Raw genomic sequence first — 15,766 nt, forward strand, 5'->3', positions numbered from 1 at the left:
CGTGATGATCCCAGGCGAATACCGGATCCAGTCCGGCAACATTGCTCTCAACGTCGGGCGCGAAACCCGAAGTGTGATCGTGGAAAACCACGGCGACAGGCCGATCCAGGTCGGATCGCACTACCACTTTTACGAGGTCAACCCGGCGCTGAAGTTCGCTCGCGAGGCCACCCGAGGTTACCGGCTGAACATCCCGGCCGGCACTGCCGTGCGCTTCGAGCCCGGCCAGAAGCGGGAAGTGACGCTGGTGCAGGTGACGGGCGCACAGCGCATTTTCGGCTTTCGCGGCGAGGTCATGGGCGAGGTGAAACATGGCTGAGATTTCACGCCAGGCGTATGCCGATATGTTCGGCCCCACTACCGGGGATAAAGTGCGGCTGGCCGACAGCGAGCTGTGGATCGAAGTGGAAGACGATCTCACGATCTACGGCGAAGAGGTTAAATTCGGCGGCGGAAAAGTGATCCGCGACGGCATGGGACAGGGGCAGATGACCGCCGACGACTGCGTGGATCTGGTGCTCACCAACGCGCTGATCGTCGATCACTGGGGGATCGTGAAAGCGGATATCGGCGTAAAAGATGGGCGGATCTTCGCCGTCGGCAAAGCCGGAAACCCGGACATTCAGCCCGACGTGACGATCCCGATTGGCGCGGCAACGGAGGTGATCGCCGCCGAAGGGAAGATTGTCACCGCCGGCGGGATTGACACCCACATCCACTGGATCTGCCCGCAGCAGGCGGAAGAGGCGCTGGTCTCCGGCGTCACGACGATGATCGGCGGCGGTACCGGACCGGCGGCAGGCACCAACGCCACCACCTGCACGCCGGGGCCGTGGTATATCGCCCGCATGTTGCAGGCCGCCGATACGCTGCCGGTGAATATCGGTCTGCTCGGCAAGGGTAATGGCTCGAACCCGGACGCGCTGCGCGAGCAAATCGCGGCGGGCGCGATCGGGCTGAAAATCCACGAAGACTGGGGCGCGACGCCAGCGGCCATCAACTGCTCGCTGGAGGTCGCTGAAGAGATGGATATTCAGGTGGCGCTGCACAGCGACACGCTGAACGAGTCCGGTTTTGTCGAAGACACGCTGGCCGCCATCGCCGGGCGCACCATCCACACCTTCCACACCGAAGGGGCGGGCGGCGGCCATGCGCCGGATATCATCACCGCCTGCGCGCACCCGAATATTCTGCCCTCCTCCACCAACCCGACGCTGCCCTACACGGTCAACACCATCGACGAGCACCTGGACATGCTGATGGTTTGCCATCACCTCGACCCAGATATCGCCGAGGACGTGGCGTTTGCCGAATCCCGCATTCGCCGGGAGACCATCGCCGCCGAAGACGTGCTGCACGATATCGGCGCGTTCTCGCTCACCTCGTCAGATTCACAGGCAATGGGCCGCGTGGGGGAAGTGATTATCCGCACCTGGCAGGTGGCGCACCGCATGAAGGTGCAGCGCGGCGCACTGCCGGAAGAGACCGGCGATAACGATAACTTCCGCGTAAAGCGCTATATCGCCAAATACACCATCAACCCGGCACTGACCCACGGCATCGCCCATGAAGTGGGATCGATTGAGGCGGGCAAGCTGGCGGATCTGGTAGTCTGGTCCCCCGCCTTCTTTGGCGTCAAACCCGCCACCATCGTCAAAGGCGGGATGATCGCCTGCGCGCCGATGGGCGACATCAACGCCTCGATCCCCACGCCGCAGCCGGTACATTACCGCCCGATGTTTGGTGCCCTTGGTGCCGCACGCCACGCCACGCGGCTGACGTTTGTCTCTCAGGCTGCTGATGCCAGCGGCATTCCGCAACGGCTCGGACTGCAAAGCGCCACCGCGGTGGTGAGAGGCTGCCGGTCGGTGAAAAAGGCCGACATGATCCACAACGATTTACAGCCGAATATCACCGTTGACGCGCAAACCTATGAGGTACGCGTCGACGGCGAATTGATCACCAGCGAACCGGCAGAGGTTTTGCCGATGGCGCAACGCTATTTTCTGTTTTGAGGAGTCATGATGATCTATTTAACCCAACGCCTGGACCATGCGCATCCGATTACCGCCAGCGTCACGCTACCGATTGATGTGCGGGTAAAAAGCCGCGCCCGCGTGGCGCTGAACGACGGCCGCGAAGCCGGGCTAATGCTGCCGCGCGGCCTGCTGCTGCGCGGGGGCGACCTGCTGACTACCGACGATGGCAGCGAGGTGATCGAAGTGATCGCCGCCCCGGAGTCGGTTTCCGTGGTGCGCTGCGCCGACCCGTTCCTGCTCGCCCGCGCCTGTTATCACCTGGGCAATCGTCACGTACCGCTGCAAATAATGCCTGGCGAACTGCGCTACCACCACGACCACGTCCTCGACGATATGCTGCGTCAGTTCGGGCTGGAGGTGACCTTCGCCAGCCTGCCATTTGAACCAGAAGCGGGCGCTTACACCAGCGATGCCCACAGCCATAGCCACTCTCACGCTCATTCACATTAAGGACTCATCATGCGCAAGTACTTACCGCTGTTACTGCTGGCCTTTTCCGTTCCCGCGCTCGCACATCCCGGCCACGGGACCGACAGCTTCCAGGCCGGATTTCTCCATCCGCTGACCGGGCTGGATCACCTGCTGATGCTGACGGGGGCTGGCGTGCTCTCCGCCCTGAGCGGCCGCAAGCTGCTGTTGCCGTTAGCGACGCTCGGCATGATGCTTGCTGGTGCCGTTGCGGGCAGCCTGCTCGGCGGCTTTAGCGGCATGGAGATGCTGATTATCGCCTCGCTGGCGGTCTGCGGCGTGATGATGTTTAAGACTGAAAATCGCCTGCTGCTGGCGGTGCCGGCCCTGGCGATGTTCCACGGCTGGGCGCACGGCGTGGAGATGTCCGGCCACAGCTTCTGGCTCTTCACGAGCGGGTTTATGTTAGCCAGCGCCACGGTGCTGTGTGCCAGCTTCGCGGCAGGGCTGCTGCTGCGCCGTCACGACGGCCTGCGTAAAACCTTCGGCGGCGGGCTGATCGTCTCCGCCCTGCTGGCGCTGATGAGCTGATGGAGCACGCCCGCCAGCGGCTGCGCCTGATGCAGCTCTCCAGCAGTAGCCTGCCGGTCGGATCGTTTACCTGGTCGCAGGGGCTGGAGTGGGCCGTTGAGGCCGGGTGGGTCACGGACGCTGAGGCCTTCAGGCGCTGGCAGATCCAGCAGATGGAGCAGAGCTTTTTCTGCGTCGACCTGCCGCTGTTTATCCGCCTGTATCGTGCCTGCGAGAAGCAGGACGTCGCGACAGCAAAACGCTGGACGGCATACCTGCTCGCCTGTCGGGAAACGCGCGAGCTGCGCGATGAAGAACGCAACCGTGGGGCGGCCTTTACGCGCCTGATTAAAAGCTGGGAACCCGCCTGCCCGCCAGAATGGCTGCCGCTGTTTATGCAGAGCCAGCTCGGCGGCATGGCCTGGCTCGGCGTGCGCTGGGGCATTAGCGCGCGCGAGCTGGCGCTGGGCCTCGGCTACAGCTGGATGGAGAGCGCGGTCATGGCGGGCGTCAAGCTGGTGCCGTTTGGGCAGCAGGCCGCGCAGCAGCTGATTATCGAACTGAGCGACCACTACGCCGCTGGCTTTGAACAGGCATTTTTACGTAGCGACGACGCGCTGGGGGCAGCAACGCCGCTGTCCGCCATCGCCTCCGCGCGACACGAAACCCAATATTCACGACTATTCCGTTCCTGAGGAGTCAACATGGCTGATTACAAACATCCCCTGCGCGTGGGCGTGGGCGGCCCGGTAGGGTCGGGCAAAACCGCCCTGCTGGAAGCGCTCTGCAAGGCGATGCGCGACACCTATCATCTTGCGGTGGTGACCAACGATATCTACACCAAAGAGGATCAGCGCATCCTGACCGAGGCGGGTGCGCTGGAGCCAGAGCGCATCGTGGGGGTGGAAACGGGCGGCTGTCCGCACACCGCCATCCGCGAAGACGCATCAATGAACCTGGCGGCGGTGGAAGCACTCAGCGAGAAGTTCGGCAATCTGGATCTGATCTTCGTGGAAAGCGGCGGGGATAACCTGAGCGCGACCTTCAGCCCGGAGCTGGCGGACCTCACCATCTACGTCATCGACGTGGCCGAAGGGGAAAAAATCCCGCGCAAGGGCGGGCCGGGGATCACCAAATCCGATTTTCTGGTGATCAACAAAACCGACCTCGCGCCGTACGTCGGTGCGTCGCTGGAGGTAATGGAGCGCGACACTCATCGCATGCGCGGCGAGCGTCCGTGGACGTTTACCAACCTGAAGGCGGGCGACGGTTTAGCGACGATTATTGCGTTTCTGGAAGAGAAAGGAATGCTGCGGATCTGAAAAAAGGCCTGGCATAACGCCAGGCCGTGATTGTTATTTGCAGCTGTTATTGGAAGACCCTTGTTCGCGCCATGCGCCCCACTGGCCGCCGGTTCCCGGCGTTTCTTGCCCCGGGTTGACATACCACTGGTTGAGCCAAACTTTACCGTTGTAAGACACTTTGGTGCATCGGGTTGGATAGGCAATTTTGGCGTTATAGGCCGGTGCCGCAGGATTTATCGGTGTGTCATCTTTTGCCGGGGTGTCATCCTTAGCCGGTACCGCCGGTTTACTGACGGTGATGGTCATGCTGTCCGTCGCGGTTCGCCCATCCGCGCCGGTCGTCGTCAGCGTAAAGGTCGCTTCACCCTCGCTGTTGGCAGGAATGACGGCATAGGCATGCGCGCTGTCCACGCTCTTCACCAGCGTGCCGTTCAGTGTCGCCTCCAGCGAGAAGGTTTCTGCCCCTTTCGTCACACGCCAGTTATACGATTTGGCATTCAGGCTCTTACTGCCGTCCAGCGCGTAGGTGATCACCCCCGTGGTCGGAGAAACCAGAGCGTAATCTGCGCCTGCCACAGCCGTTGGAGCCGGCGCGACAGGCGTGCTACCGTCTTTGAGCGCCATAATACGGGCCACCGCACGCTCCATGTCAGGTTGAGTACCCACTTTTGCCGAATCTCCGTTGGCCAGTGGCGTTCCGGTCTCCGCCAGAATCTGACGCATCTGCCGCGGTGTCACGGTAATACCGTTGGCTTTGGCGATGCCTGACAGGCTGGCTACCACACCCGCAATAATCGGGTTTGAGGAAGAAGTTCCGGCAAACGTCGCGGTATAAGAATCGTTAACGCCGCCATTTTTATAGAGATCGCCATAACCTGTGCTCACTACGTCCCAGCAGCCCCATGCAGAGCTGGTGACGCGCGAACCATAGGTGCTGAACGAGGCTTTTTTACCGTCCTTTGCACAAAACGCACCCGCCAGGATAGCCCCGGAGTCCCGCACGTTCACGTCAAACTCACCCTGGAAGCCAGGGCTATCCAGGTTGACGTTCCCGTTACCTGCCGCCTCAATAACGTGAACGCCTTTATCCGTCAGCGCCTTAATCACATCGTAATAGGCGGGCTCGGACTCCATTGCCACCCAGCAATCCTTCTGACAACCCGCTGGATAACCGCCCGCTACGTGTACCCCGATCTGCACCACATCGCCAGCTTTTAGCAACGGAATTAAATTATAGAGGTTATTATGCGCTGAGGCCGCGTACCCCAGTCGGCTTTTCCAGCTTATCCCTCGAATACCGGTGCCAATATCTTTCGCTGTCATAATCCCGACGGAAGCGGTGTCATGATCTTGCTTTTCAACATAGGTTGTCTTTCCAGAGCTGAGACTCATTGGCGGTAAGTTGAGGTGGTGGGTATTCCAGGGATAAATCTCCGTTGAAATAATCGTCACCCCTTCACCCGCACTGCCTGCATAGTGATCAACGCTTTCGCGGTTTACGCCCCCCATATAATAACCGGCGCGCTTAACATCAGGAGCTTTGAGATAATCCTGCTTATTGCGAAAATCCGGAACGGCAGCAGACGTTAAATTATTATTTACCGAAGATTTAACCTGAGGCGTAAGGGCGTTTTCATCCAGCGACACCGGTTCGGCCTCCGGATAAACAAACTCAACGTTCTGATTCTGCTCCAGCTCAGTAATAATATGGTTAATGTAGGTTTTATCCTGACGTTTATCTTGCGGTAACGCGATACGCAGATAACGGTCAAAGCCATAGCGTTTATTGAGTTCCGTTAACTCGGATGACTGATTTGAACTCCGCAAATTAGTCGGCCGAAACATATTTGTGGTGATAAGGGAAGGATCATTCAGGGTAATTTTATTGTTTGTCGCTTTTAGCAAACCTGTAGTGGGTTTTAGCTTGAGTACAATTGCTGTGTAGGTCGCATTGTCATGTGCAAACTCATTTTGCACCTGATTTTCTGCCGTAGCGGAAAATGAAATTGCTGCACAAATAAAAAGGGACAAGGTACTTTTTTTCATGGTAATCACGGTTCCTTTGTGAATCGACATTTCTCCTTTTTCAGTATCTGTGATACATGCACCGTGATGAATAAGAACTTCCTAATCTGGGGGAACGATCTTTCTATAATTGAATAAGAAAAATCCATATCTCATTTCTTTATATTTCGCAACACGAGGATACACCTGGATACAAAAGCCGTAAAGATTAAGCATAATGAAATAATCAATATCCGCCGCCGTTAAAAATACTCTCATTGTTACTGCTATTTTACCGCAGCCTGGATTTTAATAACGATATATCTTGCGAGGGATTCCAACCCCGCCATTATCATGTAAGGGTTAATACGACGCATCATTATGGACATTAAAATCGTTATCGCTGAAGAATCCTCGTTGATTCGCCGCGGCTTATCCTCAATGATGCAAGCGCTCTCGTTACCCGCCTCAGGCATGAATAAGAGATGTGTTTTGACCGGTGAAGCAGCCTCTTCCGCAGAACTTCTGTCGCTTCTTGGCCAGCATAACCCCGATATCGTTATCCTCAGCTATTCACTGACAACCAGGGTTAATCGCTCTCCTCTCACGGGTATGGACGGTCTGAAGCTGTTGAGATGGCTCCATCAGACTTATCCTACGCTCAGCATTATCCTGATCTCGCCCTATGCAAACGCCATGTTGATTCGTCAGGCGCTAAAGGAAGGCGTCAGATCGTATTTGTCGCGGGATATCAACGAGAAAACCTTAAGCCAGGCGATTGCTACAGTTCTTAAAGGTGAGATCTATATCGAAAGCCAGCTGGTAAATATACTTTTTCGTCATGAGATGACAGATATAGAGAAACTCTCGCCGCGGGAAATCGATGTGCTGCGTCTGATATGTAACGGATTAAATTTGAAGGAGATTGCACAACATATGCACCTGAGCATCAAAACAGTCAGTGCGCATAAGATCCGGGCGATGGAAAAGCTGGATGTGCAAAACGACTGCCAGCTTTACTCTCTGATCATCAAGAACCAGATGTTCGACATCAGAATATAAAACTCCCCCGCCGCGACGACGGGAGAGCCGTTCACGCCTCAGGCAGTTCCGCCAGCGGCCAGCGCGGACGCACAGACACGCTCAGGTCAGCCGTTGCGCCGGCGTTCAGACGCACCATCCCGGCGTAGGCGATCATCGCCCCGTTATCGGTACAGAACTCCGGACGCGCATAGAACACTTCCCCGCGACGCTTTTGCATCATCTCAGCAAGCTTCGCGCGCAGCGTGCGGTTAGCGCTGACGCCACCGGCCATCACCAGGCGCTTAAAGCCGGTCTGATCCAGCGCGCGCTTGCACTTGATCATCAGCGTATCCACCACCGCGTCTTCGAACGCACGGGCGATATCGGCACGGGTCTGCTCACTGTCGTCATTATTGCGGATGGTGTTCGCCGCGAAGGTTTTCAGGCCAGAGAAACTGAAGTCCAGCCCCGGACGGTCGGTCATCGGCCGCGGGAAGACAAAGCGCCCTTCCGTTCCCTGCGACGCCATTTTGGACAGCATCGGGCCGCCCGGGTAATCCAGCCCCAGCAGCTTGGCGGTTTTATCGAAGGCTTCACCGGCAGCATCGTCGATCGACTCGCCCAACAGCTCGTACTTGCCAATGCCCGTTACGCTAATCAGCTGGGTATGCCCACCGGAAACCAGCAGCGCCACAAACGGGAACTCTGGCGGATTGTCTTCCAGCATCGGCGCCAGAAGGTGCCCTTCCATATGGTGAACCGGAATGGCCGGAACATCCCACGCGAAGGCCAGCGAACGCCCTACCGTTGCGCCGACCAGCAGCGCGCCGACCAGGCCCGGCCCTGCGGTATAGGCCACGGCATCAATATCTTTTGCACTCAACCCGGCCTCTTTCAGCGCCGCCTGAATCAGCGGAACCGTTTTACGCACGTGGTCACGAGAGGCCAGTTCAGGCACGACGCCGCCGTAGTCAGCGTGCAATTTCACCTGACTATACAGCTGATTGGCCAGAAGCCCTTTTTCGTCGTCGTAAATCGCGATGCCGGTTTCATCGCAGGATGTTTCAATACCCAGTACACGCATGACTTGTTTTACCTCGTTTCAATACCGCGCAGTGTAGAGCCTGGGCGGATTGTTGTAAAACTTTGTTCGCCCCAGGAAGAAGCCTCGTGTATACTCCTCACCCTTATTAAAGTCCCTTTCAAAATCGCATCGGTGCTTTACAAAGCAGCAGCATTTGCAGTAAAATTCCGCACCATTTTGAAATAAGCTGGCGTTGATGCCAGCGGCAAACCGAATTTATTAAAGGTGAGAGTTACATGCCGGTAATTAAAGTACGTGAAAACGAGCCGTTCGACGTAGCACTGCGTCGCTTCAAACGTTCATGCGAGAAAGCAGGTGTTCTGGCTGAAGTTCGTCGTCGTGAGTTTTATGAAAAACCAACGACCGAACGTAAGCGCGCTAAAGCTTCCGCTGTGAAACGTCACGCGAAGAAACTGGCTCGCGAAAACGCACGCCGTACTCGTCTGTACTAATCTGTTGAGGGCCACAGCCCTCAATTGACAGACAGAGTTGTAGTCGTAAGGCCGTGCTTCCGGAAGGAATGCGCGGCTTGTTTTCGTTTATAAGTCGCTTAAATTTTTGGGGCATATGGCCGGAAGAATCCCACGCGTTTTCATCAATGACCTGCTTGCCAGAACCGACATCGTCGATCTCATCGACGCGCGGGTGAAGCTAAAAAAGCAGGGCAAGAACTACCATGCGTGCTGTCCGTTCCATAACGAAAAAACCCCCTCTTTCACCGTAAACGGTGAAAAACAGTTCTACCATTGCTTCGGCTGTGGCGCACACGGTAATGCCGTCGATTTTTTGATGAACTACGACAAGCTCGAGTTCGTTGAAACCGTCGAAGAGCTGGCGGCGATGCATAACCTTGAAGTGCCGTATGAAGCAGGCAGTGGGCCAAGTCAGATCGAGCGCCATCAGCGGCAAACGCTGTACCAACTGATGGATGGCCTGAATTCGTTTTACCAACAGTCTCTTAAGCACTCTGCGGCTGAGCCTGCGCGTCAGTATCTGAACAAGCGCGGACTGAGTGACGATGTGATTGCGCGTTTCGCTATTGGTTACGCCCCGCCCGGCTGGGACAACGTGTTAAAGCGTTTTGGCGGCAATAGCGAAGATCGTAAATCCCTCATCGACGCAGGCATGCTGGTCACCAACGACCAGGGACGAAGCTACGACCGCTTCCGTGAACGGGTGATGTTCCCGATCCGCGACAAGCGTGGCCGGGTGATAGGTTTTGGTGGTCGCGTGCTGGGTGATGCCCTGCCGAAATACCTTAACTCCCCGGAAACCGATATTTTCCATAAGGGCCGCCAGCTTTACGGTCTTTATGAGGCACAGCAGGATAATGCGGAACCTCCGCGTCTTCTGGTCGTCGAAGGCTATATGGATGTTGTTGCGCTGGCGCAGTACGACATTAACTATGCCGTTGCGTCGCTGGGAACGTCCACCACGGCGGACCATATCCAGCTGCTGTTCCGCGTCACCAACAACGTGATTTGCTGTTACGACGGTGACCGCGCAGGACGCGACGCCGCCTGGCGAGCGCTGGAAACCGCGTTGCCGTATATGACCGACGGGCGTCAGCTACGCTTTATGTTCCTGCCCGACGGTGAAGACCCGGATACGCTGGTGCGTAAAGAGGGCAAAGCGGCGTTTGAAGCGCGGATGGAGCAGGCTCAGCCGCTCTCCACGTTTCTGTTTAACAGCCTGATGCCGCAGGTTGATTTGAGTACCCCTGACGGGCGCGCGCAGCTCAGCACGCTGGCGCTGCCGTTAATCAGCCAGGTGCCCGGCGAAACGCTGCGCATCTATCTGCGTCAGGAGTTAGGCAACAAGCTCGGCATTCTGGATGACAGCCAGCTTGAACGTTTAATGCCGAAACAGGCTGAAAACGGCACGGTACGCCCCGCGCCTCAGCTAAAACGCACAACCATGCGTATACTGATAGGGTTGCTGGTGCAAAACCCCGAACTTGCTCCGCAAGTGCCGTCGCTGGCGGGTTTGAACCACGAAAAATTGCCCGGGCTTGGCTTATTTTCAGAATTGGTCAACACTTGTTTGTCTCAGCCAGGTCTGACCACCGGACAACTTTTAGAGCATTATCGCGGCACAAAAGAGGCCGCTACCCTTGAAAAACTGTCGATGTGGGACGATATAGCAGATAAGGATATCGCAGAAAAAACGTTCACCGACTCGCTCAACCATATGTTTGATTCGATGCTTGAGTTGCGCCAGGAAGAGTTGATAGCTCGCGAGCGCACCCATGGCCTGAGCAGCGAAGAACGCCGGGAGCTCTGGATGATTAACCAGGAACTGGCGAAGAAATAAAAAATTTAACGGCTTAAGTGCCGAATATCGATCGGGAAGCCCCCGGCAGCCGCACTGAGAGGCAGCGGCAAAAATATAAGTACGCCCTCGCTTTAAAGGTTGGCAGCCCATCGCCGACACCAATCAAACGAATTAAGTGTGGATACCGTCTTATGGAGCAAAACCCGCAGTCACAGCTGAAACTTCTTGTCCAACGCGGTAAGGAGCAAGGCTATCTGACCTATGCCGAGGTCAATGACCATCTGCCGGAAGATATCGTCGATTCAGATCAGATCGAAGATATCATCCAAATGATCAATGACATGGGCATTCAGGTGATGGAAGAAGCACCGGATGCCGATGATCTGTTGCTGGCTGAAACCTCCAACAACACTGACGAAGATGCGGAAGAAGCTGCTGCACAGGTCCTGTCCAGCGTGGAATCTGAAATCGGGCGTACCACTGACCCGGTCCGTATGTACATGCGCGAAATGGGTACCGTTGAACTGTTGACCCGCGAAGGCGAAATTGACATCGCAAAACGCATCGAAGACGGGATCAACCAGGTTCAGTGCTCTGTTGCCGAATACCCGGAAGCGATTACCTATCTGCTGGAGCAGTACGATCGCGTCGAAGCGGAAGAAGCGCGTCTGTCCGATCTGATCACTGGCTTTGTCGACCCGAACGCTGAAGAAGATATGGCGCCAACCGCCACTCACGTCGGTTCTGAGCTGTCTCAGGAAGAGATGGATGACGACGAAGACGAAGATGAACAAGAAGAGGACGACAGCAGCGACGATGACAACAGCATCGACCCTGAACTGGCGCGTGAGAAGTTTGCCGAGCTGCGTACCCAGTACGAAGTGACGCGTGACACCATCAAAGCGAAAGGCCGCAGCCATGCCGCCGCTCAGGAAGAGATCCTGAAGCTGTCTGAAGTGTTCAAACAGTTCCGCCTGGTGCCAAAACAGTTCGACTACCTGGTGAACAGCATGCGCGTGATGATGGATCGCGTACGTACCCAGGAACGTATCATCATGAAGCTGTGCGTTGAACAGTGCAAAATGCCGAAGAAGAACTTCATTACCCTCTTCACCGGCAATGAAACCAGCGAAACCTGGTTCAACGCCGCTATCGCGATGAACAAGCCGTGGTCTGAAAAGCTGCACGACGTGAAAGAAGACGTACAGCGCGGCCTGCAAAAACTGCATCAGATTGAAGAAGAGACCGGCCTGACCATCGAGCAGGTGAAGGACATCAACCGTCGTATGTCCATTGGTGAAGCGAAAGCCCGCCGTGCGAAGAAAGAGATGGTTGAAGCGAACTTACGTCTGGTTATCTCTATCGCCAAGAAATACACCAACCGTGGCCTGCAATTCCTGGATCTGATTCAGGAAGGTAACATCGGTCTGATGAAAGCGGTAGATAAGTTTGAATACCGTCGTGGTTACAAGTTCTCCACCTATGCTACCTGGTGGATCCGTCAGGCGATCACCCGCTCTATCGCAGACCAGGCGCGTACCATCCGTATTCCGGTGCATATGATTGAGACCATCAACAAACTCAACCGTATCTCTCGCCAGATGTTGCAGGAGATGGGTCGCGAGCCGACGCCGGAAGAGCTGGCTGAACGCATGCTGATGCCGGAAGACAAGATCCGTAAAGTGCTGAAAATCGCTAAAGAGCCAATCTCCATGGAAACGCCAATCGGTGATGATGAAGATTCGCATCTGGGTGATTTCATCGAGGATACCACCCTCGAGCTGCCGCTGGACTCTGCCACCACCGAGAGCCTGCGTGCCGCTACGCACGACGTGCTGGCTGGCCTGACAGCCCGTGAAGCCAAAGTGCTGCGTATGCGTTTCGGTATCGACATGAACACCGACCACACGCTGGAAGAAGTGGGTAAACAGTTTGACGTGACCCGCGAACGTATCCGTCAGATCGAAGCGAAGGCGCTGCGTAAGCTGCGCCATCCGAGCCGCTCTGAAGTACTGCGTAGCTTCCTGGACGATTAATCGGCCCTGAAATGAAAAAGCTCCCAATCGGGAGCTTTTTTTTTGTTTATTCCCTCTCCCTGTGGGAGAGGGTCAGGGTGAGGGCATCAGGCCGCAGAGGAGCTAAAGCCCCCTCACCACCAGCGCCTCATCCAGTTCCCGATACGCCTCCACCAGCTTGTCCAGCGTCGCCCTGTTCAGCCCACTCGGGTTCGGCAACACCCAAACCTGCGTTACGCCAATGGTAATGTTCTGCTTACCCCACCTGGCACCGCGCTGGCTGAACGCCTGCTCGTAGGCCTGCTTGCCGAGGATCGCCAGCGCCGCGGGCTGATAGTCTTCAATTTTCGCGATCAGCTCACGTCCGCCAGCGCGCAGCTCATGCAGATTCACTTCGCTTGCCTGTACCGTGGGTCGCTCGACCAGCATGGTGATGCCACAGCGCGTATCCAGCAGCTGCTGCTCTTCTTCCGGCTTAAGCTGTTTGTCGGTAAAACCGGCCTGGTGGATCACCTTCCAGAAGCGATTTCCCGGATGAGCAAAGTGAAAACCGGTGTGCGCCGATGACTTACCCGGATTGATACCGCAGAACACCACCCGCAGGCCAGGGGCCAGAATATCGTTGATCATCTCTACTCCTGTCTATGCATCTTAAGGTAAGTATAAAGGATTGATTATGCGTTGTTTATAAAAACAGCAGGCAGGTGTGAATGGCTGGATTGCTGAGGGGAGTTACTTTATAATTCACCGCCACGGCCCCTTAGCTCAGTGGTTAGAGCAGGCGACTCATAATCGCTTGGTCGCTGGTTCAAGTCCAGCAGGGGCCACCAAATTTTATCATTAAAATCATATAGTTAAGCCACTCGATTGAGTGGCTTTTTTGTAAGTAATCCACCACACGTAGCCCGGCCTGCCGCTTCCCCTCACAAACCCTAAAAACTAAAGAAATCCCCCATCGCGCCGATCATCATCCGTGTGTATTATTTCCTGTAGCTTTTACAACAACTAACCTTAACTCAAATACTTAAGCGCCAGAGCGAAAGGCATCATGAGCACACCGATCAAACGGCTAGAAATCATTAAAAATGCCATTGAGCTGGAAGATGACGACATCATCCGGAGCCAGCTGAAGCGTCTCAAAGAGGAAGCCTTTGACGATGAACTCCTGTCCATCGTCGCGGCGCTTGAGCAGAAAAATTATACCGCAGCCCTTCGCGCTATCACCGCCTGGCTGCAAAGCCAGCGCGCCGTTACCCCGTGGCGTGACCCACAGCTGGCGGCCAGCAAGCTGGAGCTGAAAGCCCTGGAAGAGCGTCTGCGCGATCTGATTGATCGCCGTAACGCCCGGGTACAGCAGCTTGATGAATTCAACGATCTCTATTTCTCCCGCCTCGGGCCGTTGATGCAGCAGATCCTCGCCCTGCGTAAAACGCTGGCGGAGCTTAACCTGCGTCGTCAGCAGGCGGAGACGCGTCGTCGGGAAGAGGATTACCGCCGCTGCCAGGACTATATGGCGCAGGCCGTAGAGGTTTTGTCAACGCTCACCCGGCGCTGGCGAGATCTGCCTGCGGATTCCGTTCAGGCGGCAGAGGCGCGCAAACATCTTCAGCAGCAAAGCAATCTGATTGCCAACCTGCTGGCCGAAGCAATGGAGCTGGAGACCGGTTTAACGCGTGAAGAAGAGCCGGCACGTCAGGCGCGCGATGAGGCCAACGAAGAGTACAAGAAGTATCGCGAACAGCATCATGATGCCGAAGTTCGCCTGCGTAAAGGCAAGGATCTCTCTGAAGAGGATCGGAACGAGCTGAAGCGGCTCTGGCGTCAGGCGAGCAAGCTATGCCACCCGGATCTGGTTGCCGATGATTTAAAAGAGGAAGCCAACAGGATGATGGTGCAACTCAACCAGGCCAAACAGCGCGGCGACGTGAAGGCCATTCGCTCGCTGGTCGCCCGTCTGCAACAAGGATTCGAACCGATGATGGCAAGCGACAGGCTGAACGACCTGGAACGTATTCGTAAAAAGATGGCGCAGGTGCGTGAGCAAATCGACACCCTGGTGAACGAGCTGGCAGAGCTGGAGAAGGAAGAGTCCTGGCTGCTCGTCTCGTCGCTCAGCAATATGGAAGCCTACTTTGCCCAGCAGGAGAAAGCGCTGAAAGAGGTATGCGCCTCGCTCGAACATCAGGTGAGCGAAGCGCAGCTGGATCCCGCGGCCTGATTATTTAGCGTGCCAGTATGCGCTGGCACGCACCAGCTGTGGGTCAATTGCGTCGGTTTCAAACTGACGGCTCAGGCGTTTCACCACCTTCCCCTCTCCGGTCAGCCAGATAAAGTAATCCTCTTCCGGTACGGCCAGCGCTGCAAGATGGTCGGCCACCGCCTGCTCGTTGTGGCCGATAACCCAGGTGATGTTGAACCCGCTCAGGTGCGCCAGATAGTCCTGGTACGCCGCATCGCCCACGGTGACGATGGCGTGGATCGCCGGGCGAACAGGCAGTTTTGCGATGCCTTCTAAACGGCGGCGCAGCGCGGGCATCCCCGACTCGTCGCACACGTACAGCTGCCAGGTGTAATCTTCCGGCACCACCAGCGAACCGCGCGGCCCGCCGATGGTCAGCTTGTCGCCCACCTTAGCCTCTACCGCCCAGTTGCTGGCAATGCCGCCATCATGAACGAAGAAATCGAGCGCCAGCTCATGTTTTTCGTCATCGTACAGCGGGGTATAGTCACGCGCCTGCGGACGCGCGCCGTCGCCCCAGTCGATGCCTTCATCGGTCACCACAGGCGGCACGAAAGTGGTGCCCGGTGCCGGGAAAAAGACTTTGGTATGGTCGTCAAAGCCGCGAGAGCTAAAGCCCTCCAGCGCCTCGCCGCCTAGCACAATGCGCTGAAATCCTGCGCTGACTCGCTCAGTGCGCAGCACGTTCAGCTCACGAAAACGCAGGTCATTGCGGACACGTTGAGGGTAACGGGTAGATGCCATGTTGATGCCCTTCTCAGGTGAATACGATATATCGGAATGAATTTTTAATGATAATGATTGCT

General features: G+C 56.3%; 15 protein-coding genes and 1 tRNA gene. 12 read left to right on the forward strand and 4 right to left on the reverse strand.

Annotated elements, in window-relative coordinates; genetic code table 11:
- Window positions 1-4: 4 nt before the first annotated feature.
- Genes RS584_RS19910 through ureG form a run of 6 tightly spaced genes read left to right on the forward strand, consistent with a single transcriptional unit; the run spans window position 5 to window position 4,339 of the window.
- Entirely contained in the window at window positions 5-319 is a 315-nt protein-coding gene (locus RS584_RS19910; RefSeq protein ID WP_315748520.1) for an urease subunit beta, read from the forward strand.
- Window positions 312-2,015 (forward strand): urease subunit alpha, encoded by a 1,704-nt coding sequence (gene ureC, locus RS584_RS19915; RefSeq protein WP_315748521.1) that lies wholly within the window; start codon window positions 312-314, stop codon window positions 2,013-2,015. Before RS584_RS19910 ends, ureC begins: the two co-directional genes overlap by 8 nt.
- A 9-nt stretch (window positions 2,016-2,024) precedes the next feature.
- Window positions 2,025-2,489 (forward strand): urease accessory protein UreE, encoded by a 465-nt coding sequence (gene ureE / locus RS584_RS19920; protein WP_017384028.1) that lies wholly within the window; start codon window positions 2,025-2,027, stop codon window positions 2,487-2,489.
- 9 nt (window positions 2,490-2,498) lie between these two features.
- Entirely contained in the window at window positions 2,499-3,038 is a 540-nt protein-coding gene (locus RS584_RS19925) for a HupE/UreJ family protein (RefSeq protein WP_015571909.1), read from the forward strand.
- Window positions 3,038-3,712 (forward strand): urease accessory protein UreF, encoded by a 675-nt coding sequence (locus RS584_RS19930; RefSeq protein ID WP_315748523.1) that lies wholly within the window; start codon window positions 3,038-3,040, stop codon window positions 3,710-3,712. Before RS584_RS19925 ends, RS584_RS19930 begins: the two co-directional genes overlap by 1 nt.
- A 9-nt stretch (window positions 3,713-3,721) precedes the next feature.
- On the forward strand, window positions 3,722-4,339 hold the full coding sequence (gene ureG, locus RS584_RS19935; protein WP_033487688.1) for an urease accessory protein UreG: 618 nt from the start codon (window positions 3,722-3,724) through the stop codon (window positions 4,337-4,339).
- Between the two features lie 33 nt (window positions 4,340-4,372).
- Here ureG and RS584_RS19940 read toward each other — a convergent pair whose 3' ends face one another.
- The gene (locus RS584_RS19940; RefSeq protein ID WP_223230155.1) at window positions 4,373-6,148 is read right to left on the reverse strand and encodes a S8 family peptidase; all 1,776 of its coding nucleotides are present in this window, start codon (window positions 6,146-6,148) and stop codon (window positions 4,373-4,375) included.
- 558 nt (window positions 6,149-6,706) lie between these two features.
- On the opposite strand from RS584_RS19940, the gene RS584_RS19945 reads away from it, so the two are divergent.
- Window positions 6,707-7,387 (forward strand): response regulator transcription factor, encoded by a 681-nt coding sequence (locus RS584_RS19945; protein WP_315748525.1) that lies wholly within the window; start codon window positions 6,707-6,709, stop codon window positions 7,385-7,387.
- 31 nt (window positions 7,388-7,418) lie between these two features.
- Here the strand turns inward: RS584_RS19945 and tsaD are convergent, their stop codons facing one another.
- A complete protein-coding gene (gene tsaD / locus RS584_RS19950) occupies window positions 7,419-8,432 on the reverse strand; it encodes a tRNA (adenosine(37)-N6)-threonylcarbamoyltransferase complex transferase subunit TsaD (protein ID WP_063451126.1) in 1,014 nt (337 codons plus the stop codon).
- A gap of 236 nt (window positions 8,433-8,668) precedes the next feature.
- Here tsaD and rpsU point away from each other — a divergent pair, with 236 nt between their 5' ends.
- The 3 genes from rpsU (at window position 8,669) to rpoD (ending at window position 12,742) form a co-directional block, all read left to right on the forward strand.
- The gene (gene rpsU, locus RS584_RS19955; RefSeq protein ID WP_001144069.1) at window positions 8,669-8,884 is read left to right on the forward strand and encodes a 30S ribosomal protein S21; all 216 of its coding nucleotides are present in this window, start codon (window positions 8,669-8,671) and stop codon (window positions 8,882-8,884) included.
- 115 nt (window positions 8,885-8,999) lie between these two features.
- Window positions 9,000-10,745: a DNA primase gene (gene dnaG, locus RS584_RS19960; RefSeq protein ID WP_003862574.1), complete on the forward strand. Its 1,746-nt coding sequence runs from the start codon at window positions 9,000-9,002 to the stop codon at window positions 10,743-10,745.
- A gap of 152 nt (window positions 10,746-10,897) precedes the next feature.
- Window positions 10,898-12,742: an RNA polymerase sigma factor RpoD gene (rpoD, locus tag RS584_RS19965; RefSeq protein WP_315748526.1), complete on the forward strand. Its 1,845-nt coding sequence runs from the start codon at window positions 10,898-10,900 to the stop codon at window positions 12,740-12,742.
- 102 nt (window positions 12,743-12,844) lie between these two features.
- Here the strand turns inward: rpoD and mug are convergent, their stop codons facing one another.
- Window positions 12,845-13,351, reverse strand: a complete 507-nt coding sequence (gene mug / locus RS584_RS19970; RefSeq protein ID WP_032649590.1) for a G/U mismatch-specific DNA glycosylase — start codon at window positions 13,349-13,351, stop codon at window positions 12,845-12,847.
- Between the two features lie 124 nt (window positions 13,352-13,475).
- On the opposite strand from mug, the gene RS584_RS19975 reads away from it, so the two are divergent.
- Together RS584_RS19975 and RS584_RS19980 are read left to right on the forward strand one after the other, a co-directional pair.
- A tRNA-Ile gene (locus tag RS584_RS19975) sits at window positions 13,476-13,551 on the forward strand.
- Between the two features lie 218 nt (window positions 13,552-13,769).
- Window positions 13,770-14,939 carry a DNA repair protein gene (locus RS584_RS19980; protein ID WP_315748527.1) on the forward strand — a complete coding sequence of 390 codons (1,170 nt, stop codon included), beginning with the start codon at window positions 13,770-13,772 and terminating at the stop codon, window positions 14,937-14,939.
- Here RS584_RS19980 and RS584_RS19985 read toward each other — a convergent pair whose 3' ends face one another.
- Window positions 14,940-15,704 carry a siderophore-interacting protein gene (locus RS584_RS19985; protein WP_315748528.1) on the reverse strand — a complete coding sequence of 255 codons (765 nt, stop codon included), beginning with the start codon at window positions 15,702-15,704 and terminating at the stop codon, window positions 14,940-14,942.
- Window positions 15,705-15,766 lie beyond the last annotated feature (62 nt).

The sequence above is a fragment of the Enterobacter sp. DTU_2021_1002640_1_SI_PRY_ASU_LCPMC_013 genome, from assembly GCF_032389435.1.
GTDB lineage: Bacteria > Pseudomonadota > Gammaproteobacteria > Enterobacterales > Enterobacteriaceae > Enterobacter > Enterobacter hormaechei_C.

Bases quoted from the DNA above. Each gene is read 5' to 3' on its own strand.
- rpoD (WP_315748526.1), top strand. From the start codon at position 10,898: ATGGAGCAAAACCCGCAGTCACAGCTGAAACTTCTTGTCCAACGCGGT.
- RS584_RS19945 (WP_315748525.1), top strand. From the start codon at position 6,707: ATGGACATTAAAATCGTTATCGCTGAAGAATCCTCGTTGATTCGCCGC.
- tsaD (WP_063451126.1), bottom strand. From the start codon at position 8,432: ATGCGTGTACTGGGTATTGAAACATCCTGCGATGAAACCGGCATCGCG.
- RS584_RS19980 (WP_315748527.1), top strand. From the start codon at position 13,770: ATGAGCACACCGATCAAACGGCTAGAAATCATTAAAAATGCCATTGAG.
- rpsU (WP_001144069.1), top strand. From the start codon at position 8,669: ATGCCGGTAATTAAAGTACGTGAAAACGAGCCGTTCGACGTAGCACTG.
- RS584_RS19985 (WP_315748528.1), bottom strand. From the start codon at position 15,704: ATGGCATCTACCCGTTACCCTCAACGTGTCCGCAATGACCTGCGTTTT.
- dnaG (WP_003862574.1), top strand. From the start codon at position 9,000: ATGGCCGGAAGAATCCCACGCGTTTTCATCAATGACCTGCTTGCCAGA.
- ureE (WP_017384028.1), top strand. From the start codon at position 2,025: ATGATCTATTTAACCCAACGCCTGGACCATGCGCATCCGATTACCGCC.
- ureC (WP_315748521.1), top strand. From the start codon at position 312: ATGGCTGAGATTTCACGCCAGGCGTATGCCGATATGTTCGGCCCCACT.
- ureG (WP_033487688.1), top strand. From the start codon at position 3,722: ATGGCTGATTACAAACATCCCCTGCGCGTGGGCGTGGGCGGCCCGGTA.
- RS584_RS19925 (WP_015571909.1), top strand. From the start codon at position 2,499: ATGCGCAAGTACTTACCGCTGTTACTGCTGGCCTTTTCCGTTCCCGCG.
- mug (WP_032649590.1), bottom strand. From the start codon at position 13,351: ATGATCAACGATATTCTGGCCCCTGGCCTGCGGGTGGTGTTCTGCGGT.
- RS584_RS19930 (WP_315748523.1), top strand. From the start codon at position 3,038: ATGGAGCACGCCCGCCAGCGGCTGCGCCTGATGCAGCTCTCCAGCAGT.
- RS584_RS19910 (WP_315748520.1), top strand. From the start codon at position 5: ATGATCCCAGGCGAATACCGGATCCAGTCCGGCAACATTGCTCTCAAC.